Source organism: Companilactobacillus paralimentarius, assembly GCF_963227125.1.
Classification (GTDB): Bacteria; Bacillota; Bacilli; order Lactobacillales; family Lactobacillaceae; genus Companilactobacillus; species Companilactobacillus paralimentarius.
On the sequence record NZ_OY724131.1, the window covers coordinates 1609861 to 1635609 of the forward strand.

Genomic DNA, 25749 nt, shown 5'->3' on the forward strand with positions numbered 1-25749 from the left:
AGTTCAAAATTGAATTTAATTTATTTTTATTAATCAAAAAACTTACTCCAAAAGTCCTTAAGCTTCGATGTCTTCTTAGTCTCATCGGGCTTAGAAGTTTCCTCATCAGTGGCTTTAGGTTCTTGAGTTTGTGGTTGTTCTCGCACTGTTGGATTAACCGGTGTTTGAACAGGTTGCTGTGGTTGAGGTTGAGGCTGTGATTGCTGCGACGTATTGTGGCCAATAGTTGCACCATTAACGACATTGTCAGCAATAACCCCAATATCATTCAGCCTAGAAGCATAGGTTACTAAGCCTAAGCCCAACGAGTATGAAGGATATCTCATTCCCATTTGTGTTGGAACATAGCTTCTCACCTTAACATTGAAAATTTTTCGAGCCAACTCTTCGACGTTAGGTGTTGCAGCAACTCCACCGGTTAATACAATTCCACCAGGAAGTGACAAAGCACCTGCGTCCTCTAATGGAGCTTGTAATCTAGTAAAGATTTGTTCCAATCTAGCTTCGATAATTTCAGACAAATATTCTTCTGAAATTGTCTCAGGCTCATTCTTCCCAACCACTTCAACACTGATATTTTCCTCAGTTGATGCTTGAGATGATGAAGCATTACCATAGTAAAGTTTTAATTGATTAGCATTTTCTACTGTTGTATTCAAAACTACCGAAATATCATGAGTGACATAATCTCCACCTTCAAAATCAACTGTAGACAATTTGAGGTTATGGTCGTGAACAACTGAAGCAGTCGTTTGACCAGCACCCATATCGATAATTACGGCTCCAAAGTCACTTTCACCGTCGTTTAATACAACTTGACTTAACGCCATTGGAGAAATAACTTTATGAATAATATTTAGACCAGCCTTTTGGATGGCCTTTTTCGTATTATGTACAATTGTTTTTGGTGCAGTATATATGATTCCCGTCATTTCCAGACGTACACCAATCATTCCACGAGGATCACGAATGTTATTAAACCCATCGACAGAAAATTGTTTGGGAATTAAAGAAACCACTTCTCGCTCACTAGGTAAGTTTTGAACCATTGCAGCCAGCATAACTTGTCTGACATCATTTTCAGTAATTTCCTTTGACTGAGAACCAACCGCTATCATTCCCTGACATTTTTCAATTTGCAACATATTAGCCGATATACCGACTACAACGTCATGAATTGTGATATTTGCTTGCGTTTCGGCCCGCTTAACAGCCCGTCTTATTGCACCTGCGGCCTTATCAATATCGACTATAACGCCACGGCTAACTCCTTGTGATCGTTCGCTTCCTACGCCAACAACACTTAATCTGTCATCTGACGATTCAGCAACCACTACTTTTACTGAATTTGTACCAATATCAAGACCTACAAAAAACTCTGAATTGTCCATTAATCGTGGCAGCCTCCCTTACCTAGAAAAAATCTATTCACTAAAAAATTTTAACACAAAAACGATTAGATTAAACCTATTTCTTATCTTTAAAGGGATAAGAATAGGCTCCTATCTCCAAATCTATAACGCCCTTCTTTTTCATTTGGGCAGCCATACCTGGATAATATTTTAATTTAGTTTTAACAGTTCTCATATCTGCAATAACTTTATTACCATCATTCATATCAATTTTAATTCGATATGGATTTAATTTAGTCGGTGAATTATAGATTTCTGAAATATTTGTTTGTACGTTACTTGGTAATTCAGCATATAAATTAGCAATTTGTTTTAAACGTTTAGTTCCAAAATTACTATATGTTGGATAATTACCAATTGGAGCACTCATTTTCTGATTTATCACATGACCATCATTGATGATACGGTAATAATAGCCATTTTTATTGATGAACCCTAATGTTGAATACTCTTTAACCTGTATCGTTATATCTCGCATATTTCTTGTCTTAATTGACATTGACTTAATAGATGGTAATTTTTTTTCAGTTTTTTCTGTAATTGATTTGTGATGTATCAAAAGATCCAACAGCACCGAATTATCATCTATCTTAGTTGCATTGATAACCTGTTGTGCACCTAAATCATTAACACCTTCAACATTAATATTTCTAACTTTACTCAAAGGCGAACCAAAATAAGCAATAATAATTATGATAAAAACTATTAGAAATATCAATCCATTTTTACTTATCCTAATTCTTTTTTTTAATGCCATCAACATCAATCCTTATACTACTTATTTACCAAGTCGGTTAAAACCTTTATCAAGCGATCAGCTGCATCGGGAACACCGATTTTTTTAGATTTATCGGACATTTTCTCTTGAATCGATTTGCTACTCATAATCTCATTAATTTCTTGGAAAAGAGATTCTGGAGTAAGATCTGACTCAGGAATCAACTTAGCAGCACCGACGTTTGAAACGGATAATGCATTTTTTGTTTGATGATCATGCGTTACATACGGACTTGGAATAAAAATTGCAGGAATACCTAAGGCAGTTATTTCAGCAATACTTGTCGCACCACTACGACCAACAATCAAATTAATGTCAGGAAGAATTTCTGGCATATTATCAATATATGGTAATACTGAAATATTTGCACTCATTAGGTACTTAGAATCGATTTTTTCGACCACATTATCATAATGTACTCGTCCAGTAACAAATAAAACTTGATAATTAGCTGCCGCAAACTTGTCCATTGCGGCGATTGCTGCCAAATTAATCGGCTTTGCACCTCTAGAACCACCAAAAATCATAACAGTTGGTTTATCATCTGCTAAATTGAATTCTTTTAAACGATCGTTCTTTTGAATATTAACGACTTCTTGAGCTCTGGGGTTACCAGCAAATACTAATTTTTTCTTTTCACTGAATTGATCAACTGCATCTGGAAAGGCAATGGCAATTTTATCAACAAAATGTGCTAAGAATTTATTTGTTACACCAGCAATAGTATTCTGCTCATGTATAACTGTAGGAATATGCATGGTATGTGCTGCATAGACAATAGCACTTGAAACATATCCACCTGTCCCTACAACAATATCGGGCTTGAATTCCTTGATAATTTTCTTTGATTTACGAATGCTGGATAAAAAGAGTTCAACAACTTTAACATTCTCAAGTGTCAATTTACGTTTGAAACCACGAATTTCAATTGTCTTAAAGTCAATTCCAGCATTCTTAACTATCTTGCTTTCTAGTCCTTTTTCAGTTCCAACGTATAAAACATCCTCAATCATGTCTCTTTCCTTGAGGCGTTTAATTAAAGCCATTGCTGGATAAATATGGCCGCCCGTTCCACCGCCGGATACGATTATACGCATTTTTGTCATCTATTTAACTTCTCCCTTTAAAGTTTCAACTTCTTGAATAAATTGGTCTCCACGTTGTTCGAAGGTCTTAAATTGATCCCAACTAGCAGCAGCGGGTGAAAGCAAAATTACATCACCAGCATCACTTTGTTTATAGGCTTCAGGAACAGCTTCTTTAAGATTATTTACTTTTACAATATTAGAAACGTCAGCCTTTTCAGCGGATGCAATAACTTTATCAGCAGTTTGACCGTAAACTACTAAGTTGTTAACTTTTCCTTTAAGAGAAGGAATCAATTCATCAAAGCCATTACCACGATCAAGTCCACCAGCTATCAAAGTAATAGGCTTTTTAAAGGCCGTTAAAGCCACGATAGTTGCTTCAACATTAGTTGCTTTGGAATCATTATAAAATTTATGTCCACCGAAAGTATCGACATATTGTATTCTATGCTTGACACCAGTAAATGATGATAGAACCTCAACAATATCCTCATTTGAAACATCATACATTTTAGCGACACTAATTGCCGCTAGGGCATTTTGCACATTATGTTCTCCGGGAATTTGGATTTCATCAGCATTCATGATCTTCTCACCGTTGCAATAAATGACGTCATCCTTGACATAAGTGCCACTAGTAAGCTCTTGATTATCTGAAAATGGCACAATAGTAGCATTTGATTGCTCAGCTAATTTACGCCACTCATCAGTATTCCAATTAATAACAAAGTAATCATTCTTAGTTTGGTTCTTGGTGATATGCATCTTAGCTTTAATGTAGTTGGCACGATTCTTGTGAAAATCTAAATGTGTTGAATAGATATTATTTAATACTGCCACATGTGGATGTAGGTCGATTGTTCCTTGAAGTTGAAAACTTGATAACTCAGTCACTACGACATCATTTTTAGTAGCTTTTTGAATAACATCAGAAATAGGAATACCAATGTTACCAGCATAATATGAATTTTCAAATTTAGGCGAATGTTTCAACATCAATTGAATTAAAGTCGTAACAGTAGTTTTACCATTAGTACCAGTTACGGCAACCATAGTAGCATCTGAATAACTGTAAGCTATTTCTGGTTCTGTAATAACGGGTATATTCAATTCTTCGGCACGTTCAACTAGCTCATTTGAATAAAATATTCCAGGATTCTTCACTAAGTAATCATAAGAATCATCAATCAAATTCTTATCATTACTTCCTGTAATAACTTTAAAACCATCATCAATCAATGCTTTTGCTTCAGCATTCTTTTCCAATGGATTAGAGTCCACAACTGTTACATCTGATCCCATCTTTTTCAAAAGTTTAGCAACTGCAAAGCCACTCTTGGCTAAACCTAAAACTAAGATTTTTTTATTTGAATAATTACTTTTTGTTTTCATTATTATTTTTTACTTCCTATACGAATAAAATTAAATAAATTGCAGAACAAATCAAACCAACAATCCAGAATACGATATCAATCTTCCATTCACTCCATCCCAACATCTCGAAATGGTGATGAATTGGTGTCATCTTAAAAATACGACGATGGAAAACTTTGAATGAAAAGACTTGAAGCATAACACTCATAGTTTCAACTACATAAACGAAACCAATCAACAATAGTGACCAATAATGGCCCAAAAGAATTGAGATTGCTGCTAAACCAGCACCTAAAGCTAATGAACCAACATCACCCATGAAGATCTTAGCTGGTTTGTGATTGAACAATAGGAAAGCTAATAAGGCACCTACAACTGAGAAACAGACAATCGCAATATCAGCACGATTTTGGTTTAAAGCAATAATTCCATATGTAGCATAAGAAATCGTTCCTAAACCACCTAATAGTCCATCCAAACCATCAGTCAAATTAGTAGCATTAGAGAATCCTACCAACCAGAAAAGTGTAAACAAAATAAAAATTACAGCTGAATCAATTGACAAAACACCAGGAATAGTAAAATTCATTGGCAATTGATCGCCATTATAAACATATAAGAATATTATCCCAACAATTATTTGTAAAAGTGCTTTCTGCCAAGCTCTAAGTCCAAGATTTCTCTTTTTGAAAACTTTGATGAAATCATCAATAAAACCAATGCATCCATAAAGAACAATAACAAAGGTTGTAATTAAAAGTGAATGAGTGAGCTGGCCTTGCCAAGTACCAACCCAAATATTTGTAACCAAAGCAGCTAAAATAACTAAAAGTCCACCCATCGTTGGTGTACCAGACTTTTTCTCATGCCATTTAGGCCCTTCCTCACGAATTGATTGACCTTCTTTATGTGCAACTAAGTAGCCAATCAGAAATGGCATTAAGATTGCCACAATTACAAATGAACTAACTATGTCGAAAACTATATGACTAATTTCCATGAAAATCCCCTTATTTTATTTATTTTTCAATGTAACTACAATTTTACCACTGTCATTTATCACATGACCAGAGCTGACCGATTGTTTGATAACATATCCATCGCCTTTGGTTGTGACTTGTTTACCAGTAATCTCAGCAAACTTCAAAACGTCGTTTTTTGACCACCCTGTGAAATCTGGCATCGTCATGGCACCATTAGTCAATAAGACCATTCTTTGTCCTGGCATTACCTTCTCACCACTTGCAGGTAGTTGTTGAACGACCTTATTACCAGTACCAATAACACCCGATTGTAACTTAAGATCACTGATCTTACTCAAGGCATCATTAGTCGATTTATCTAACAGACTTGGAACTTTAACATATTGATTGCCTGCCTGAGTAGTATTTGTTTGTGATTTACCTTGATTTACCAAACGTTTAACTAATGGATTAAAGACTTCAGATAAGATTTTTTCAGGCGACTCAGTCATCTTCTGTGGCTGTCTCATTGTTATATAAACAATATAATTAGGATCATTATAAGGAATCATCCCTGTGACTGAAAAAATATAATTATTATTACCTGTCAAATAACCACCATTTGGTGAAGCAATTTGTGCTGTACCAGTTTTTACTCCAACCTTGATACCAGGAATGTTATAAACAAGACCTGTACCATAGTTCTTTGTAACAACTTGACGCATAGCCTTTTGAACTTGTTTAGCCGTACTCTTTTTAATCGGCTGTCCAACCACTTTTCGTTTAAAGCTCTGTGTTGTTTTACCAGTATTAGTATTAACAACCTTTTGAACTATCTGTGGTTTAATCATTTTCCCACCATTAGCAATTGCCGAAAATGCTTGCAACATTTGAATCGTATTTACATTGACACTTTGTCCAAATGAAGTCATCGCTTGATCACTAGTATGTTGGAACGAAATACCTCCAGCTACTTCTCCTGGCAATGGAATGTTAGTTTTGTCACCAATATCGAAACGACGCATATACTTCATCCACGTTTTCGATCCCATCTTCTGTTCCAATTTAACCATTCCAACATTAGATGATCTTGGAAAAGCCTCTGACAAAGGTATATAACCCCAGCCAGCATTATTCCAATCACTGATTGTTCTTCCGCCTACTTCAACGGAACCAGATTTGTACAATTCATCTGGATCATAATTACCAGAATCAATTGATGCCGATAAAGTCAAAATTTTCATGACAGAACCCGGTTCAAATTGGTCCTCAACTAAAGTATCACGCCAACTATTAGCTAGGCCCTTACCAGTTGTCGGATTAAAAGTTGGACGTTGTGTTGCTGCTTCAATCGCACCGGTTTTAGCGTTCATAACTAAAACTTGTAAATTCTTAGGTTCATATTTATCGGCAGCTTCTTGAGCCAAAATCTCAGCATATTGCTGAATTTTACTATTCAAAGTCAAATAAACATTCGATCCATCGATCGATTGCTTCTCATTTACTTGAGAATTAGGTAATTCATTACCATTAAAGTCAACCTTAGTAATCTTCTTACCATCTTGACCAGATAGCAATTTGTTGAAGTATTTTTCAACTCCCATCACACCACTAATATTGCTATTTTGATCATTAGCATTATCAGCTTTAGTAATACCAACTAAATTAGTAGCAAAAACACCATTAGGATAAGACCTTGATGGAAATTCTACGAAATGAATTCCAGGTAACTTCTGAGCTGCAATTTTACGCTTGATTTCAATTGATAGATTACGTCCAGCTTGTCCAAATTCTACTTGATATTGTTTCTTATTTTGAGGAGTTAAATATTTAACTAATTGCTTTTCAGAGAGTGGTAAATACTTACTCAGCATCCTAGCAGTCTTTTCCTTATCAACTACATAATCAGCCTTACCTGTGGCTGTTTTAGACTTATGATTTACAATTGCATAAATATTATAAATCGTTGAATCTCCCGCAATCATATCACCATTAACATCAAGGATATCACCACGTTTAGCATTAACCTTTGTTACTTTTTCATATTTAGCTTTAGTTCTTTTTTCTAGATTTACTCCATCATATTGTTTACTTACAGAGATATAAGCAAATCTTTGGATAAAAAGGATAAAAGAAAAGGCAGTCACAATCAAAATTAATATACCAACTATATAATGATTGCGTCTTGCCTTATTTTTTAATAGTTTTCCGAACTTACTCATTTTGATATATTCCTTACATTATTATCGCTCATTTTTAAATTATGCTTCTTAGCGAAAGAAGAGAACCGATCAAAACTGCTTAATTCAGAAATTTCTTGTCTTAAATTAACATTACTCGTATTAGTCTTAGAGATTTGATTAGTAAGACTATCTAACTCATTTTGAGAAGAAGTCATCGAAACTTTTATACTAACTAAAGCTACCATTAGTACCAACGTTAAAAGAAAGAGACCTACAATAGAAAAAGTCTCAAATTTTGACAGTTTAACACTATGTACCTTGGGAGCTGCTTGAACAACCTTCTCGGGCTGTGGAGCAACTTGATAGTCTTGTAAATTTCTAGCCGTACTTTCTTCTCTCATATTATTTCTCCATTATATCTTTTCAACAACGCGTAATTTAGCACTATGTGCCCGATTATTTTCAGCTAATTCCTTATCATTAGGCAGAATTGGTTTCCGTGTTATCTGTTTCAAAACTGGTTTAATGTCATCTGGAATAACAGGTAATCCGCGGGGAACATCAACGTGTGAATTATCCTTAAAAATATGTTTTACAATTCTGTCTTCTTTTGATTGAAAAGTTATAACGCTTATTCTGCCCTTTGGTGCCAACAATTTAATTGCTTGATCTAAGGATCTCTCAAGAGAACCCAATTCATCATTTACTGCAATTCTAATTGCTTGAAAGACACGTTTAGCAGGGTGACCACCTGTTCTTCTAGCTGCTGCAGGAATAGCATTTTTGATAATATCCGCTAATTCCAATGTAGAAGTTATACGATGGTCCTCACGTGTTCGTTCAATAGCACGAGCAATCTGTTTAGAAAATTTTTCATCACTGTATTTATAGAAAATACCAACTAGTTCACTATAAGACCAGTCGTTAACAATTTTCTCTGCATCTAAGTCTTGTCTTTGATCCATTCTCATGTCAAGACGAGCAGCCTTCTTATAACTGAATCCTCTGACTGCATCATCAAATTGTGGAGACGAAACTCCTAAATCGTAAACAATCCCATCTACCTCAGTAACGCCCAAATCCAACAAACGTTCTTGCATATTTTCAAAATTATCACGTATTAACGTCAACGTATTATCGCCAATGATAGCTGGATCATTTTGAATACTCTCACCGACTTTAATGGCGGCCTCATCGCGATCAAAAACATAAAGATGGCTATGATGCATGCGGCTCAATAATTCTTTACTGTGCCCTCCACGGCCAAAGGTAGCGTCTACATAAATACCATTATCATGTGGATTTACCTCATCAATTGTTTCTTTTAAAAGTACTGTTTTATGTTTATATTCGTTAGAAGTCAAAGTCTGTCATTTTCTCCGATATTTCTTCAAAATTATCTTCAGCCTCTTGGCTAAATTTATTCCAGCATTCCTCATCCCATATTTCAATACGATCAGAAACACCTACGATTACACAATTCTTATTTAACTTAGCAAATTTAATTAACGAAGTCGAAAGATTAATCCGACCTTGTTTGTCAAATTCAACCTCTGCAGCTGCAGAATAAAAGAATCGAGTGAAGGCTCTTGCATCCTTCTTGGTCAGTGGTAACTTATCCAACTGCGCTTCAAGCTTATTCCACTGCTCCAGCGGGTAACCAAAAAGGCAACCATCCATTCCACGAGTTATTACGAACTCATCACCAAGCAATTTTCTAAATTTAGCAGGCACAATAATTCTACCTTTATTATCAAGTGTGTGATGAAATTCACCCATGAACATGGATATCACCTCGATTCTTTAACACTTCCTAATTTACCACAAATCACCACAATTAACCACAATTAACCACACGATATTTGACAATCAGTCTAAAGTAGTTAAAAAACTTGTAAACGGTTGGTAATCATACATTTATAAGGGTGGGGAGTTTTCCCAAAAGTAAAAGAGAAAACCATTACAATATTGCATAAATTTCCTTTGTGAAGTACCATTTCACTATATATAAATTAGGTGGTGGAAGTTTTGGACGAAAAGAAACCTAAAAGCACATTAACTAAAATTATTCAAATTGTCGTTTGGTTGATGATTATTGTCACAATTGGTGGCGTTGTTCTCGGTTCAATTATGAGTTTTATCTAAAGAACGCAAAAAAAGGGTTCTATACTTTCTGGTATTGATGAATAATCAATACCAGTTTTTTAATCTCTAGAAAATAAAAAAAGAACATCACTGTTCTCATGTTAAGATTTAAGCGACCAAACCCAATCAAACATGGAGAAAACAATAATGTCCCAAGACAATTCTATACTATGTGCACTCGATATAAAAGACAATAATATAAGTAATGTTTCAGTCAAGGACGCTACGATTAAAAATCGTGGCGTTATAAAGCATATAAAGATCGTAAACGCTGATTTAACTTATAAACTGTATCGATGTCCACAATGTGGTTTAAATTCATTAGTCAAAAATGGAAAAAGAAAAACTAATGCTAGATTAGCCAGTTTTAACGGTATTGAGTATCATTTGATGCTCAATAAACAACGTTATATTTGTAAGAACTGTGGTGGCACCTGCGGTGCCCACAGTGATTTATTAATCAAAAATCATACTATGACTAAACAAGTTCAAAACAGAATATTCGTTATGGCAAAGGAATCCTTTACTTTAACATCAATAGCTAAGATCATCGGAGTATCAGTAAATACAGTAAGCAGAGTCTTATATGACAATACCAAATTACCAAATAGATGTGATTGTCTTCCAAAAAACCTGTGTTTTGATGAATTTCGTTCAGTTAACGGTATATTTACTTTTATAGCTATTGATGCACAAACACATCATCTAATTGAGCTGATTCATGATCGACTCTCTAAAACAGTTATTGAACACTTTATAAATAACTATAGCTTGTCAGAACGGCAAGCCGTTAAGACTGTCTCTATTGATTTGAATGCTAATTATCAGTCGGTCATTCATAGAATTTTTCCCAATGCTCAAATAATAGTTGATAGATTTCATATAGTTCAGCTATGTAGCCGGGCATTGGATCAAGTTAGAATCAGTTGTCTTAAAAAAATAAATGATAAACATTCCCGTTTGTATAAAGCACTTAAGTCTAATTGGCGTCTCTATCATCTGCCTGAGGCAGATGTAGACGACAAGAAAGTAAAATATATTTTTGGAATCAACGAATATACTACAACGCGAAACGTTATTGATATAGCCACTGACAATCTACCAGTTTTTAAAAATACTTATGATATTTATCAAGGTATTCAGAAAGCGATACATGAACACGATATATCATTACTCAAAGAAACCATCTATGGATATAAAAAGAATAATACCGCTATGGATACATCTATTTCAACGTTACGTAAGAATTTAAATTATGTAAAGAATAGTTGCACAATGCCGTACTCCAATGGTCCTCTTGAAGGGACCATTGGAAAGATAAAAAAACTCAAACATATCAGTTATGGCTTCAGAAATCTTGACCATTTTCTTAAGAGAATAAGACTCATTTGCGCATAAAAAAAGACAACCTACATGAGGTTGCCTTCTATACAAAAACTATTCATCAATACGATTTGACAAAGAGCCAAAAAAAGAGCCTAACCCGAATTTTTCAGGTTAGGCTCTTTTGTCTAATTTTTTGGAATTATTAATTGTTTAAAAATACGATTTAATAGGATAGCCAAAACAATCAGCATAATCATATTAGCTATAAAACTACCTCCATTAATAACTAAAGAATAGACCCAAGGATTCATCGATTTAGGTGCATATGATCCCCAATAGATACCGCCAGCAATAAAGTGTAGAAAATACTTAGCCAAAAAACCAATTGCTGAATAAAAGATTATCAATCCTAACGCGTTCTTACCATTTCTAATCGCGCGCTGAACTCTAACACTTCCTAAACCAATTAATCCCACGACACCAAAAGCTAATGGATATTCAACAAAACCTTGCAGTGGATTCAAAACTCCCCCACCTAGTCCCCTAAGAAACATATCTAATAGTCCCCAGACTAACCCAGCCATTAAGCCAGGTTTCAATCCTCTTCTTAACGCATAGATAGACATTGGAATCAATCCATAAACAAATTCAACCGAAGAAACCCCTGTAGAATGAGGTATATAAGACAACCCCATTGCCAAAGCGGTAATAATGGCCCCTTCCGTCAAAACAATTAAACTGTCTTGACCGCTAGCTCTATTGATCATACAAAAAAACTCCCTTCTGATTTTTGTCATCACAAGAGAGTTCGAGCTTCTGCTTGAACAACACTATCCCTACGCATGTATTAACATAACAGGTTTAAAGGGTCTGAACAATTACGTTCACTCTCAGCCAAAGGCTCCCCCTGTGTTGACTTATATTATTTAAGGATATTGTACCATAGGACTTATTTTTTTCCAAAAACACGGCCCCAAAATCCAACTTTTTTAGTATCGGTTGATAAGTCTAAAGGAATACTTTCCCCTAACATCCTTCGAGCAATATTTTGATAGCTATGACCTGCACTACTATCACGATCAAAAGCTACAGTTTGTCCAGCATTAGAAGCAGAAATAACTTTATCCTCGTCAATAACGATTCCCAATAAAGGAATTCCTAAATGGTTAACAATATCATCAATTCGCATTGATGTACCCTCATTGATCATATTCTTGCGAATACGATTAATAATTAAATGAGGTGTTATCGGCATGTTCATATTCTCTAGAATACCAACTACTCGATCTGCATCACTAACTGAGGCGATCTCTGGATTAGTCACCACTAAAGCTCCATCGGCTGTAGAAACGGCATTCTGAAAACCATATTCAATTCCAGCTGGACAATCAATCATCACAAAATCAAAGCGTTGCTTTAACTCATTGATAATCAGTGCTAATGAATCCTTATCTAAGACGTATTTATCCGCAAATTGTGATGCCGCCAATAAATACAAATTATCTTCAAATCTAGGATCTCTTACTAAAGCCTGGGATACTACTACCCTATGTTGAGCCACATCAACAATATCGTAAACAACCCGATTAGTTAGGCCCATCACAGCATCTAAATTTCGTAACCCTATATCTAAGTCGACCATGCATACTTTTTTACCAAGACTTGCTAAGACAGTACTTACATTTGCAGTAGTAGTTGTTTTGCCAACTCCACCTTTACCTGAAGTTACAACTATTGATATTCCCATAGTTAATCTGTCCTTTTTCTTAAATCATTTATTTTATCTTTGTAGTTTTTTAGATCATCAACACTAATAGCATGTAGATCATTGATAAAAGCAAACTTACCATCCTGAAAATCCTTACGATTATCATCCGTTACAATTTCAATAACATCAGCAATTCGTAATTGATCGACATCCTTCAAATTACCAAAAATGGCCGCATTAGGATTATCAGGAAATCCAGCTTGGACGATTCCACTGACCTCTCCCAAAATATAGATAGAACCTGTAGCACAAATTTGGGCATCACGATGTAACGATCCTAAAAAGATCAAGTCACCTTTATATTCTAGCCTTTGTCCACTACGTACGATTCCAGATTCAACATTAGTTTTATTAGCATCAAATAATTCTTTGACTTTTTTCTTATCCTCAACATCTGATTCGATATCCTTTAATTCTAGTTGTGGATATTTTTCAAAAAATTCTTCAATACTTTCCCTTTGTTGATTAGTAAACAATCGCTTACCGGTTTTAATAGTAAAACTAATAACATCATCATTTTCATTGGTTGATTTAACGTTTTGTTGCATGATTAACTCTTTTAAATCCTTCAACGCATCGTCATAATTGGCATTCTCATTAAAAATAACTGAAAATCCATCTTTACCACCCTTTAAAATGATGTCACTCATTTACTATCCCTCCGATATTTCACCAACCAGGCAGACATATTTGCCAATGGAATATAGATAACAAAGAAAACAACTATATTCCACAACAATGTTGGTCCCAACGTATACGTAATGAAATCAAAAACATCTGTACTTGTTTGCTGCAATAATTTTTCTAACAAATAAATTCCCGTTTGCAAAAATGTCAACGACAAAAAATAAATGGAAATATCATATCCCATATTATTTTTGATCAACAAAAATCTAAAATGATCTATTCCCACCATCAACAGTGGTAACAAAATTGTATATAGTCCGATGATTCCATAATAATAGGAATCGTAAATAACCCCAAAGACTATACCGTATATAATCAATTGACGACGATCTTCAATTCTCATCGTTAACATAACGATTGCCATCAACATAATCTGTGGCAAGATCACTACTGTTTCATGATTCATATTATTCAAAAAGGCCCATTTTATTAAACCATCCAAATAAAATGCAAATAAGATGAATAATACTTGTCCAAAAATCTTTCGTCTTTTTATATTCATCAATTCTCACCATGAACCGACGACTTGATAACTGTAACAACAGTAAAGTTACGCATTTCAGCTGCTGGGGTGATATAAACAGAATTAGTCATTCCATAATTATCTTTCTTGATCCCATAAACTTTACCAATGTACAATCCACGAGGTGTTAATCCACCTAAACCTGATGTAATAACGCTTTGGCCTTTTTTGATATCTTTTGTAGAATTAACGTTTTCCATCACTAGGTCACCAGTAGAACTATCATAACGACTAACAACACCTGTAACATTCTTGTTATCGCCTAAAATTTCAGCCGCAAACTTATCGTTCAATTCATTATTAGTTGAAATCAACTCAACCTTAGAACTAACCTTGTCCACTTCAACAATTCTACCAATCAAACCTTTTCCAGACATAACTGGCATATTCTTCTTAATACCGCTTGTTTGACCACGATTAATTGTTAAGTAATTTTGCCAACTACTTGGTGACCGTGACAAAACAGAGGCATTAACTGTACTGTAATCAGTAAGTGTTCCATTAAGTTTTAATTCTTGTTTTAACTTCTTATTTTCATCTTGAACTACTTCTAATTTAGCCTGATTTTGTGCTAACTCGTCAATTCTAGTTTTCAAACGTTTATTTTCAGAATATGTGTTGTACAAATCAGAGAATTCTGAGGTAGCATTTTTTACAGCATTAGTTGGATAAGCGAAGACTCCACCAACAACGCTGACGACATCATTACCAACTTGTTGAACAACTGGCGGTGTACTCTTTTTATCACGAATATTAACCGTTACCGCCAAAAGTCCAAAAGTAACAATAATAAGTATCATTAAAATAATCAATTTTTTATTTGAAAAAAACTTTTGCATTGCTTCCTCCTAGTAGATCAAATAAAAAAAACGGGATTCATCCCGCTTATTTTTGGCGACGCATTACATCGATATTCTTAAGTGATTCGCCAGTACCGATAGCCACACAATCTAGTGGGTCTTGAGCAATGAATACGGGAACTCCAGTTGCTTCTGAGATTACTTCTGGTAAATGATGTAACAATGCACCACCACCGGTTAAAACAATACCGTGATCGATAACATCAGCAGCAATTTCAGGAGATGTTTCTTCAAGAGTCTCTTTGATTGTTTCAATGATTTCTTGAACATTTTCATGAATTGCAGTTGCAATGTCCTCACCAGTTAATTGAACTGTCTTTGGTAAACCTGTAACAAGGTCACGACCACGAATTTGCATTGATTCAATCTCTTTAGCCTTTTCAATTGAGGCTGAACCGATTTGAATCTTAACATCTTCAGCAGTTCTTTCACCAATTTGTAAATTATAATTTGATTTAATATAAGCTGAAATTGAATCATCAAATTTATCACCAGCAACACGAATTGAACGTGATGATACAATTCCACCTAGTGAAATGGTAGCAACGTCTGTTGTACCACCACCAATATCAACAACCATATTACCGGTTGGATCCATAACAGGAAGTCCTGCACCGATAGCGGCTGCAAATGGTTCTTCGATTACATATGCTTCACGAGCTCCTGCATGTTGAGTAGCCTCAATAACAGCTCTCTTTTCAACTTCAGTAACACCACTAGGAACACAAACCATTACAGAGGGTTTTGAATTATTTGCTGTTTTTTCGATGAAGTACTTCATCATAGCAGCAGTTGTGTCATAATCAGCAATTACTCCATCACGCATTGGACGAATGGCAGAAATACTACCAGGTGTACGTCCAATCATTTCACGAGCATCTGAACCAACAGCAACGATCTCTCCAGTGTTATTATTTTTTGCGACAACAGAAGGTTCGTTTAAAACGATTCCTTTTCCTTCAGCATAAACTAAAGTATTTGCAGTTCCTAAATCTATGCCAAGCTTCTTTGATCCAATACCAAACAATTTATTTCTCTCCTTTAAAGTACACACCACATTTTACGCTAACCAAAATTATATCATACAAAATAACGATTTAAAGTATGACCAATCATATCCTAAATTAAATTTAACTTCTTTAAACTAGAATACGATTTTCTCGTAATAATTAAATGATCTAATAAGTTTATTCCCATTAAATTGCAACATTTTTTCAACCGTAAACTAAACTCCTGATCATTCTTCGAAAACATTAATGTTCCGTTTGGATGATTGTGAGCTATCACAATTTGCGTCGCTGAAATCTGGATTGCCTCTCTTAGAATATCCCTTGGATGAACAGTTGCTTGATCAATTGTACCAATGAAAATAGTTTTTTCATTAATGACATGATAACTATTATTCAAGTAAACCGCCATTAGCTTCTCTTGTGGAGTACTACCTATTATATTTATTAAATGTTTTCCAATATCGTCGACTGAAACGACTCGTTCTGATAACTTATCCGACTGAACTTTTCTGGTACCTAATTCAATTGCCGCCAGAATTTTACAAGCTTGGGCAACTCCGATTCCATTAAAAGCCATTAATTGGTCTAAATTCAAATTTAAACCATTCTTATTTGAAACAATTTTTTCTGACAAGTCCAAAACGTTATTTTTCTTAGTACCATTGCCAATGACAACAGCCATTAATTCTTCATCTTTTAAGGTGCTGACACCATAAGCTAAAATTTTTTCTCTTAAATTTATCATCATACTTGAAATTACGCAAAATAATTTTCAAAATCCGAAATTAAATAAAAAGATCCAGTAATCAACAATACTTGTTGAGCATTTAGTTGTTTCATTATTTTCTGTAATTCAGTACGATAATTTTCAATAAAAGAAACATTATCATAGTTCGATAAATTATAATCGCCAGCAACAGCGGAACGTTGCATATCAAGTGTTGTGATATAAATATGCTTCACTCTTGGTGCTAATTCCTGAATAATCTCACTGCGATCTTTATCTTTCATTCCAGCATATAAAACAATTATATCTTTATTTTCATAATTTGTAGTCAAAGAATTAATTAAATTATAAATTGCTGAAATATTATGTGCTCCATCCATTAAAACTAACGGATTATTTTGTACTATTTGTGCTCTTCCCAATAAATGATGACTATCAAGATTGCCCTTAATAAGCTTCTCTGATACTTCAGTTTGGTGTTTTCGATGATATTGAACATAAGCACGAATAGCAATAGCCGCATTCATCGCAGTTGTTTTTTCAAAGCCATCACAAGATATCTCTCTTATTGTTACCTTATCGTCATAATATGTAAATGATAATTTAAAATTTTTTGTTTTAAAATCGTCAATTCCAAAGTCACGACTAAATTTATAAAGTGGACTCGACATTTCCTCAGCGGCATCTTCAACTATTTCTTTTATTGAGTCCTGCAGAAAACCAGTCACAATCGGTCTATTTTTCTTAATAATTCCAGCTTTTTCAAAAGCTATATCCCGTAAAGTAGGACCAATTAATTTCTCATGGTCCAAATCTACGGAAGTAATTACCGACACAACCGGTGTAATAACATTTGTCTTATCATGACGGGCACCAATACCAGCTTCAATTACTGCTACATCGACGCGACCACGAAAATAAAAATAACCTAAAACCGTAACAAATTCAAACTCTGCTAGCGGAATTGAACCAATTTTTTCTATCAAATAATTCACATTATCCAACAAGTCTTGATCGGAAATGTACTGATGATTTATCTGGATACGTTCATTAAACACTTTTACATAAGGAGAAATAAACAAACCGACTTTTTTATTATCAGCTTCCAGCAAATTAGCCAAAAAATTGCTGGTTGTTCCTTTACCATTCGTGCCTGTAACATGAATCGTCTCGTAATCATTTTGTGGATTATCCAAAATTTTTAAAGCTTCTTTGATATTATCCAAATTATTTGTACGATGAAACTTTGGTAATGAGTGAATATAGTTAATTGCTTCTTCATAATTCTTTAACAACGTAAAATCACTCCTTTTCAAAGAAAAGGGGTTGGACATTTGCCAACCCCTCTAATTATATACTCAATTTTATTGATTATCTTTTAATTGTTGAATTCTTTGTTGAACTTTTGCTTGACGAGATTGATAGTCAGCTAATTTTTCTTTTTGTTCATTAACAACTTTTTCGGGTGCTTTTTGAACAAAGTTAGCATTAGAAAGTTTTTTATCAAGACGTGTAATCTCTTGATCGAGTTTCTTCATCTCTTCGTTTTGACGAGAAATTTCTTCATCAATATCAATCAACTCTGCTAATGGAACATAAAGTTCAGCATTAGTTGTAACTGAAGTCATAGCCAAGGCAGGCGCAACAATATCAGTAGCAACCTTCAAATCCTTAGGATGCATGAAACGATCAATGTAATCTTCGTTATTCAATATAACAGCTTTTACTTTTTCATCCTGAGGCTTGATCAAAATATCAACAGCTTTAGACATTGGTGCATTAGCTTCCAAACGAATCTTTCTCAATGATTTGATTAAATCAATTAGAATATCCATTTGATCCATGGCTTCAGCATCATCTAGTTCAGCATGATATTCAGGATACTTGGCATGCATGACTGTCTTACCATTATGAGGCATTGTCAACCAAATCTTTTCAGTAACAAATGGCATAATTGGGTGCAATAAGCGCAATGTTTGATCCAAAACGTAAGTTAGAAGCATCTTCTTTTGCTTCTTAGCTGCTTCATCATCCCCTGTTAAAGTAGCTTTACTCATTTCAATATACCAGTCACAGAAATCATTCCAGATAAAGTTATAAAGATTACGTTCAACTTCACCGAATTCAAACTTATCCAACAAATCATTAACGTTCTTAACTGTTTGATTCAATTTAGCCAAGATCCACTTATCAGAAAGGTCGTAACTTGTAACTTTAGACAAATCATCCATTGCTGGAGTTTCATCATCAAGGTTCATGATAACGTAACGTGAAGCGTTCCAAATTTTATTGATGAAATTCCACGAAGCATCCATTTTGTCATAGCTAAATCTCGTATCTTGACCAGGTGTTGTTCCGTTCATAACGAACCAACGCAAAGCATCAGCACCATATTTAGCAATAACATCCATTGGATCAATTCCGTTACCAAGTGACTTACTCATCTTACGACCTTGTGAGTCACGCATCAAACCATGAATAACAGTGTTATCAAATGGTTTTTTGCCAGTAAACTTCAAACTTTGGAAAATCATTCTGGAAACCCAGAAAGGAATAATGTCGTAACCTGTAACCAAAGTATCAGTTGGGAAGTAACGTTTGTAGTCTTCTGAATCACTATCTGGCCAACCCATAGTAGAAAATGGCCATAAAGCACTCGAGAACCATGTATCTAGAACATCTGGATCTTGATCCCAGTTCTCAATATCCTTAGGTGCTTCTTCACCAACGTATGTTTCGCCAGTCTTCTTGTTATACCAAGCTGGAATTTGATGTCCCCACCATAATTGTCTAGAGATAACCCAATCATGAATATTCTCCATCCATTGTGTAAAGGTTGTTTCAAAACGCTCAGGAACAAAATTAACTTTGTTATCACTCTTTTGATTTTTCAAAACTGTTTCAGCAAGTGGCTTCATCTTAACGAACCATTGTGTTGAAAGTCTTGGCTCAACTTGAACGCCTGAACGTTCTGAGTGACCAACACTATGTACATAAGGTTCGATCTTGATCATGTCATCGTCGTCTTGAAGATCCTTAACAATAGCCTTACGAGCTTCGAAGCGATCCATACCATTATACTTACCGGCATTTTCATTCATTGTACCGTCAGCATTCATTGTATTGATACGTTTTAGATCATGACGATTACCTACTGCAAAGTCATTAGGATCATGAGCTGGTGTGATCTTAACCATACCAGTACCAAAGTCTTTATCAACATAATGATCAGCAATAATAGGAATTTTACGATCAACTAATGGAACGACAACTTCCTTGCCGACGATATCCTTATAACGTTCATCATCTGGAGCTACGGCTACGGCTACATCACCAAACATGGTTTCAGGACGAGTTGTAGCAATTTCAATAAAACCAGAACCATCAGCATATGGGTACTTAACATGGTAGAAAGCACCTTGGTCATCCTTGTGAATAACTTCAATGTCAGATAGAGCTGTTTGAAGTTGTGGATCCCAGTTAATAATATATTCGCCACGATAGATCAAGCCTTCGTTATACAATTGTACGAAGACCTTACGAACAGCCTTTGATAGACCTTCATCTAAGGTAAATCTTTCACGTGAGTAATCAAGTGATAGACCTAATTTACCCCACTGTGATTTGATAATTTTAGCAAATTCATCTTTCCAATTCCAAACCTCATCAACAAACTTATCACGTCCAAGATCATAACGAGTCACACCTTGTTCACGTAATTTAGCTTCAACTTTAGCTTGAGTAGCAATTCCAGCATGATCCATACCTGGAAGATATAATGTATCGAAACCTTGCATACGTTTGTAACGAATCAATGTATCTTGAATAGTTGTATCCCAAGCATGTCCCATGTGTAATTTACCAGTAACATTTGGTGGTGGGATAACAATTGAATAAGGCTTAGCTTTCTTGTCACCAGAAGGTTTAAAGTCATCGTCATCTAACCATGTTTGATAACGGCCTTCTTCGACTTCTTGTGGATTATATTTTGTATCCATGTCGATTTCTCTCATAGTATTTCCTCCATAAAATTCAATACTTAATATTAATTAAATGTGGTACTTGGAATATGGGACTGCTTAAGGATGTCGTTTCCTTGCAAAAAAACTGAACGTACTTTCCTATTTTGTAACCTATTTGAAAATACTTTTGTTTTCCCATATATAGAACTTTGAGCAATCACGTTATCTGTGTTTTGATATAAACCTTTTTAAAAATGCTAAGATCCATGGACGTCTTTCGACGTCCCCATAATAGACTCTAAACGGCTTCGCCGTTAAGAGTCTATAAAAAAAAGAGCCCTCATCCGAATAGGACGAAGACTCGCGGTACCACCTAAATTAGGAGTTACAAATAACTCCTCACTCAACAGATAACGGTGGCCCGATCATTTATATGATAGCTCACAGACAACAATTACTCAGTTCGATTGGGCAATTCCCAACAACATGCCTTCTCTGAAATCTAGCTGAATAACACTCCTGCTCAAAGCTGATATTCTGATAATAAATCATAAATTGTGAAACGTCAATTAGTTTTATAGTAAACTACTGATATTTTCTTGGTCACTTTCCATGAACTTGTCTCCATGTTCAATGGTTGTGATCTTAATTCCATCCATTGCACGTTGGATTAAGCCGTCAACATCAAGTGAGCTTTCAAACTTACGTGTCTTTTCAATGCTTGGACGTGTTTTTGGTGATGGTGGAGCAAAGACGGTACAACAATCTTCGAATGGTTGAATTGATAGATTAAAGGTATCAATCTTTTCAGCCAAACGGATGATCTCGGTCTTATCCATTGTTGCTACAGGACGCAAGATTGGTGTAGTCGTGACATCATTGATTGCAGCCATACTTTCCAATGTTTGTGAAGCTACTTGTCCTACGGCTTCACCATTAAAAATAGCTAAACCATTTTCTTTTTCACGAATCAAGTCAGTCAATCTCAACATAAAACGACGTTGAATCGTCATTAGATATCCTTCAGGAACCCCAGCTTTAATTGTTTCTTGAATTTCAGCAAATGGTACTTCGATAAATTTAATGTGACCACCGAAAGCTGTTAACTTCGAAGTTAATTCCTTAGCCTTATTCAAGGCTTGTTCTGATGTGTATGGTGGACTGAAAAAGTGAACCATTTCGATATCCACGCCACGTTTCATAGCCAAATAGCCAGCAACAGGTGAATCAATTCCACCAGACAGCATTAACATCGCTTTTCCAGCAGTACCAACTGGTAAACCACCAGCGCCTTTAACTGTTAAATATGATAGGTAAATTCCGTCTTGTCTTACTTCAACAGAAATCTTAATATCAGGTTTCTTCATTTCAACATCAATACCAGGGAATTCATCACAAATAGCATCCCCTAGTTGTAAATTGACTTGGTTAGTATCAAGTTCATAAGTATGATCTGAACGTTTTGTACCAACTTTGAAACTCATACCTGGTTTATAAGCTTCATGCATCATTTCAATAGCTTTTTTCTTAACATCTTCAAAATCACGTGACACTTTAACACTCAATGAGAAAGTTTGAATCCCAAAAACGTTCTTTAATTTCTCCATCACTGGCTTAGCATCCGTACCATTTAATTGAATATGTAAGCGATCACGATGTGGTTGCATTCTTAAATCGGGATAATCGTTCAAAACTTTGGCCACATTACCGTGAAGACGGTCAATAAAATTCTTACGATTCTTACCCTTAGTTGATAGTTCGCCATAACGAACCATAATTTCAGTATATTCCATTTAAATCTCCTAGTTCAAAATTTGGAAATGATCATGAATTTCATCCAAATTCTTAATAAATTCATCCATTTCAGCTTCTGTATTACTCTCATCTAGACTGACACGCACAGCACTAGTTGCAACATTTTCTTGCACATTCATTGCCTTCAAAGTACCTGATTCCAAACCCTTCTTAGAAGAACAAGCACTAGTTGTAGAAATATAAATATCACGATCCTCAAAAGTATGTACAATTGTTTCGCCACGGACACCATCAATTGTGAAACAAATAATGTGTGGTGCAAAATCATCAGCAATCTGTGAAAATACGTGAACGTTATCCAAAGTATGCAAGTGGTTAACCAATTTTTCTTTTAGTTGTTCCATCTTGTTAGCTTTTTGAGCTTCATTTTCTTTCAATAAACGAATAGCCTTGGCCATACCAGCAATTGCAGGAGTATTCTCTGTACCACTACGAAGATTAGACTCCTGACCACCACCAGCCATCAATGGTTCAAGCTGTTTACCTTCCTTCATATAAATAAAGCCTATTCCACGAGGTGCATGGAACTTATGACCTGAGAAAGTATAGTAGTCAACTCGAGGATCCATAAACTTAGATTGAAGATTTTTACCAATTGCTTGAACTGAATCGACATGATAACTGATACTTGGATAGTCTTTCAAAACATTAGCAATTTCATGAATTGGTTGAATTGCTCCAATTTCATTATTAACGGCCATTGTTGAAACCAAGATAGTATCGCTACGGATAGCTTTTTTCAAATCAGTCGCACTAATATGACCACTTTTATCTACAGGTAAATATGTAACTTCGAATCCGAGTTCCTCTAGTTGATGCATGGTATTCAAAACTGAAGGATGTTCAATCTCCGTCGTAATAATATGTTTACCAAATTCACGTTTCTTAAAGGCTGTACCTTTGATGATCCAATTGTTCCCCTCAGTACCACCACTAGTAAAGACAACCTCGTCTTGTTTAAAACCTAATAAACTCGCAATTTGTTTACGAGATGTTTCTAATAATTCATATGCTTTCAAGCCTAATTTATGCAAACTTGAGGGATTACCAAAATATTCCTCACTAGCAGCATTATAAGTTTTTAGTACAGAATCATTAACTTTTGTTGTTGCACTGTTATCAAAATATATCATTTCTGCCTCACCAAAACAAAAAGGCCTTGCGGCCCAAAATTTTATCTCTTATAACTTAACACAAAACTATACTATTATGCATTAATTGTTTCTTTTATTCGTTCAACTGAACCAGATTCAACACTTTCCAAAGCTTTTGAAATAACTTCAACAGCTTCATCATAATTATAATCGGTGTCAAATAAGGCACGCGCACGAATTAATTGATCGCTGAATTCGGGATTCTTGCTAGCATAACGATTAGCATATTGTAATAATTTTTCAGACAAGAGAACATTATATTTCAACTTCTTCGTTTTCTCGACTAAATTGCTCAAATCCTCCTGTGTAACAATCACTTGTTTACTAATATCTTCCATATTAATCTGTTTAGCATCTAATTCATCATAAAGTTTATTAATTTCATCATAAACCATATAGAAATAATCCAAATAATCATCAGGCAATCCATTTAAACGTAATTGCTCGATCATCTTCTTTTGAATTTCAAGACGCTTAGCATATTCATCCACACTGTTACGTGCAATACGTTCACTAGATAGCATTTGATTGAGATCATCATTAATTGATTTCTCACTAGCTTCAATATCATCTAAGTGCTTAACGATTTCTTTAAAGTCATCCCTGACTTCTGAAAAAATGACTTTTTTGTCGGCAATTCCTTGTACATCAGCATCATATTCTTGGCGAATTTCATTTAATGTTGCAAAATTATCATCAAAAGTCTTCACAGTTTTATCGGCTAGGATATATTCTTCTTCTAACTTTTGAATACGTTTGTCTAATCGATTATGTTGGAAAACTGCATGATTCAAGTAATCCAAGACTGGCTTTTGTTCTTTTAGAACATCTTTCTTACCATCTATTTCTAATGTCAAAGTTTCATATAGGTCATCAATTCGCTGTTTAATGTCTTCATTATTAGTGTTGACTGCATCAAAATTTAAATCACCTAGTTTTTTGTTAGACTCTTCGATCTCATCTTGAACCTCTGAAATTTGTTGAATGATGTCATCTTTGAATTGAAAATATTGTTTAACTAACTTTTGATAGACAAATTTAATTTCATCAACTTGTCCAGGAAAAACTTCATTTAAGTCGTGATACAAAGGTTCAATAACCTTTAATTGATCCGTAATCAAACCTAATTTAAGTTTCACATCATCCAGATATTGGCTGGCTTCAATATGATCACCCTTATCAGTTAATTGCTTCTCTTGATCCAATAAATTGGCGATCTCTGATAGTTCATCTTCTAATTTATCAGTTGCAGGACCATAACTAAAAGATTGAGTTAAGACCTGCTTTCGTAAGGATTGATATTGCTTTTGCAATTCTTCACTGTGAGTTGCATTTAGCTCATTACTAGCCAGCAAATCTTCGAAACCTTTGGAAACTTCACTAATCTTTTGTTCAAAAGCAGTAACTTCCACATTGACCCTTTTCAGCTCATTAGCTGATCCAAACACTTTAAATTCAGTATTCTTATACTCCGCTGCCCTCATTTGTTTCAAAATATTGGTAAGCACTTGATCAACTTGTTCACGATAACTATCTTTTAATTGGTTGAAACGATCTTTACTGGCACCAGCAAGTTTCATTTCTTCCAACTTTTTAATCTTTTCATCTAAAGTAGCTTTTTTTAAACGATCCGTTTGATCTTTTAATTTATTTAAAGTAGATGCATTCTTTCTTTGCAAGAACCACATATACCACAAAAAGATCAATACGATCACTATTATTCCAATAATAATTGCAAACACTTTTACACCCCTAATGACAATTGCGTCTTATCTCAAAGAAATTATACCAAATATTATTACTATTATTAGAACTATCAACTTTTCATAATAAAGTTTTAAACTATTCCTTCAAAAATTTATTTTGACAATTAGTATCAATCACGTTACACTAGTCTTCGTGTAAAATATGCAGCAAAGAGCGGCAAGAACGTCAACATTTATCGACGATTTAGTTCAACAAGTAACCTGTGGGC

23 protein-coding genes and 1 riboswitch are annotated in these 25749 nt (G+C 34.8%); of the genes, 2 read left to right on the plus strand and 21 right to left on the minus strand.

What is annotated here, in order from left to right; translation table 11 throughout:
- Positions 1–29 precede the first annotated feature (29 nt).
- The 9 genes from ftsA to mraZ form a co-directional block, all read right to left on the minus strand.
- Positions 30–1391 carry a cell division protein FtsA gene (ftsA, locus tag ACI6PB_RS07795; protein ID WP_025084739.1) on the minus strand — a complete coding sequence of 454 codons (1362 nt, stop codon included), beginning with the start codon at positions 1389–1391 and terminating at the stop codon, positions 30–32.
- Between the two features lie 76 nt (positions 1392–1467).
- Positions 1468–2169 carry a cell division protein FtsQ/DivIB gene (locus tag ACI6PB_RS07800; RefSeq protein WP_158136972.1) on the minus strand — a complete coding sequence of 234 codons (702 nt, stop codon included), beginning with the start codon at positions 2167–2169 and terminating at the stop codon, positions 1468–1470.
- A gap of 17 nt (positions 2170–2186) precedes the next feature.
- Complete coding sequence (gene murG / locus ACI6PB_RS07805; protein WP_025084741.1) at positions 2187–3287, minus strand: undecaprenyldiphospho-muramoylpentapeptide beta-N-acetylglucosaminyltransferase; 1101 nt, start codon at positions 3285–3287, stop codon at positions 2187–2189.
- A 9-nt stretch (positions 3288–3296) separates the two neighbouring features.
- Positions 3297–4670 (minus strand): UDP-N-acetylmuramoyl-L-alanine--D-glutamate ligase, encoded by a 1374-nt coding sequence (murD, locus tag ACI6PB_RS07810; RefSeq protein ID WP_025084742.1) that lies wholly within the window; start codon positions 4668–4670, stop codon positions 3297–3299.
- 16 nt (positions 4671–4686) lie between these two features.
- Positions 4687–5652, minus strand: coding sequence for a phospho-N-acetylmuramoyl-pentapeptide-transferase (gene mraY, locus ACI6PB_RS07815; RefSeq protein WP_404327249.1), 966 nt, complete (start codon positions 5650–5652; stop codon positions 4687–4689).
- A gap of 15 nt (positions 5653–5667) precedes the next feature.
- Entirely contained in the window at positions 5668–7836 is a 2169-nt protein-coding gene (locus ACI6PB_RS07820; RefSeq protein ID WP_404327250.1) for a penicillin-binding transpeptidase domain-containing protein, read from the minus strand.
- Positions 7833–8198: a cell division protein FtsL gene (ftsL, locus tag ACI6PB_RS07825; RefSeq protein WP_056955694.1), complete on the minus strand. Its 366-nt coding sequence runs from the start codon at positions 8196–8198 to the stop codon at positions 7833–7835. The genes ACI6PB_RS07820 and ftsL overlap by 4 nt, the downstream gene beginning before the upstream one ends.
- Before the next feature lie 12 nt (positions 8199–8210).
- Positions 8211–9161: a 16S rRNA (cytosine(1402)-N(4))-methyltransferase RsmH gene (gene rsmH / locus ACI6PB_RS07830; protein WP_025084746.1), complete on the minus strand. Its 951-nt coding sequence runs from the start codon at positions 9159–9161 to the stop codon at positions 8211–8213.
- Positions 9151–9582: a division/cell wall cluster transcriptional repressor MraZ gene (gene mraZ / locus ACI6PB_RS07835; RefSeq protein WP_025084747.1), complete on the minus strand. Its 432-nt coding sequence runs from the start codon at positions 9580–9582 to the stop codon at positions 9151–9153. The genes rsmH and mraZ overlap by 11 nt, the downstream gene beginning before the upstream one ends.
- Before the next feature lie 234 nt (positions 9583–9816).
- Here mraZ and ACI6PB_RS07840 point away from each other — a divergent pair, with 234 nt between their 5' ends.
- Both ACI6PB_RS07840 and ACI6PB_RS07845 read left to right on the plus strand, forming a co-directional pair.
- Entirely contained in the window at positions 9817–9942 is a 126-nt protein-coding gene (locus ACI6PB_RS07840; RefSeq protein ID WP_371125782.1) for a DUF4044 domain-containing protein, read from the plus strand.
- A 147-nt stretch (positions 9943–10089) separates the two neighbouring features.
- A complete protein-coding gene (locus ACI6PB_RS07845; protein WP_056950777.1) occupies positions 10090–11340 on the plus strand; it encodes an ISL3 family transposase in 1251 nt (416 codons plus the stop codon).
- A gap of 113 nt (positions 11341–11453) precedes the next feature.
- Here the strand turns inward: ACI6PB_RS07845 and thiT are convergent, their stop codons facing one another.
- The 12 genes from thiT to ACI6PB_RS07905 all read right to left on the minus strand — a co-directional run bounded on the left by thiT (position 11454) and on the right by ACI6PB_RS07905 (position 25516).
- Entirely contained in the window at positions 11454–12035 is a 582-nt protein-coding gene (thiT, locus tag ACI6PB_RS07850) for an energy-coupled thiamine transporter ThiT (protein WP_025085316.1), read from the minus strand.
- A gap of 48 nt (positions 12036–12083) precedes the next feature.
- Positions 12084–12186: riboswitch (TPP riboswitch) on the minus strand.
- A gap of 31 nt (positions 12187–12217) precedes the next feature.
- Positions 12218–13015 (minus strand): septum site-determining protein MinD, encoded by a 798-nt coding sequence (gene minD, locus ACI6PB_RS07855; protein WP_025085317.1) that lies wholly within the window; start codon positions 13013–13015, stop codon positions 12218–12220.
- Between the two features lie 2 nt (positions 13016–13017).
- Complete coding sequence (gene minC / locus ACI6PB_RS07860; RefSeq protein WP_025085318.1) at positions 13018–13686, minus strand: septum site-determining protein MinC; 669 nt, start codon at positions 13684–13686, stop codon at positions 13018–13020.
- Positions 13683–14225, minus strand: coding sequence for a rod shape-determining protein MreD (gene mreD, locus ACI6PB_RS07865; protein ID WP_025085319.1), 543 nt, complete (start codon positions 14223–14225; stop codon positions 13683–13685). The genes minC and mreD overlap by 4 nt, the downstream gene beginning before the upstream one ends.
- The gene (gene mreC / locus ACI6PB_RS07870) at positions 14225–15085 is read right to left on the minus strand and encodes a rod shape-determining protein MreC (RefSeq protein ID WP_025085320.1); all 861 of its coding nucleotides are present in this window, start codon (positions 15083–15085) and stop codon (positions 14225–14227) included. The genes mreD and mreC overlap by 1 nt, the downstream gene beginning before the upstream one ends.
- 46 nt (positions 15086–15131) lie before the next feature.
- Entirely contained in the window at positions 15132–16133 is a 1002-nt protein-coding gene (locus ACI6PB_RS07875; protein ID WP_025085321.1) for a rod shape-determining protein, read from the minus strand.
- A gap of 92 nt (positions 16134–16225) precedes the next feature.
- Positions 16226–16864: a RadC family protein gene (radC, locus tag ACI6PB_RS07880; protein ID WP_025085322.1), complete on the minus strand. Its 639-nt coding sequence runs from the start codon at positions 16862–16864 to the stop codon at positions 16226–16228.
- 8 nt (positions 16865–16872) lie between these two features.
- Positions 16873–18138 (minus strand): folylpolyglutamate synthase/dihydrofolate synthase family protein, encoded by a 1266-nt coding sequence (locus ACI6PB_RS07885; RefSeq protein WP_025085323.1) that lies wholly within the window; start codon positions 18136–18138, stop codon positions 16873–16875.
- A gap of 69 nt (positions 18139–18207) precedes the next feature.
- Positions 18208–20856, minus strand: a complete 2649-nt coding sequence (locus ACI6PB_RS07890) for a valine--tRNA ligase (RefSeq protein WP_025085324.1) — start codon at positions 20854–20856, stop codon at positions 18208–18210.
- Between the two features lie 524 nt (positions 20857–21380).
- Entirely contained in the window at positions 21381–22598 is a 1218-nt protein-coding gene (thiI, locus tag ACI6PB_RS07895) for a tRNA uracil 4-sulfurtransferase ThiI (RefSeq protein ID WP_404327251.1), read from the minus strand.
- 9 nt (positions 22599–22607) lie between these two features.
- Entirely contained in the window at positions 22608–23753 is a 1146-nt protein-coding gene (locus tag ACI6PB_RS07900; protein ID WP_025085326.1) for a cysteine desulfurase family protein, read from the minus strand.
- 74 nt (positions 23754–23827) lie between these two features.
- Positions 23828–25516, minus strand: a complete 1689-nt coding sequence (locus ACI6PB_RS07905; RefSeq protein ID WP_309510854.1) for a septation ring formation regulator EzrA — start codon at positions 25514–25516, stop codon at positions 23828–23830.
- Positions 25517–25749 lie beyond the last annotated feature (233 nt).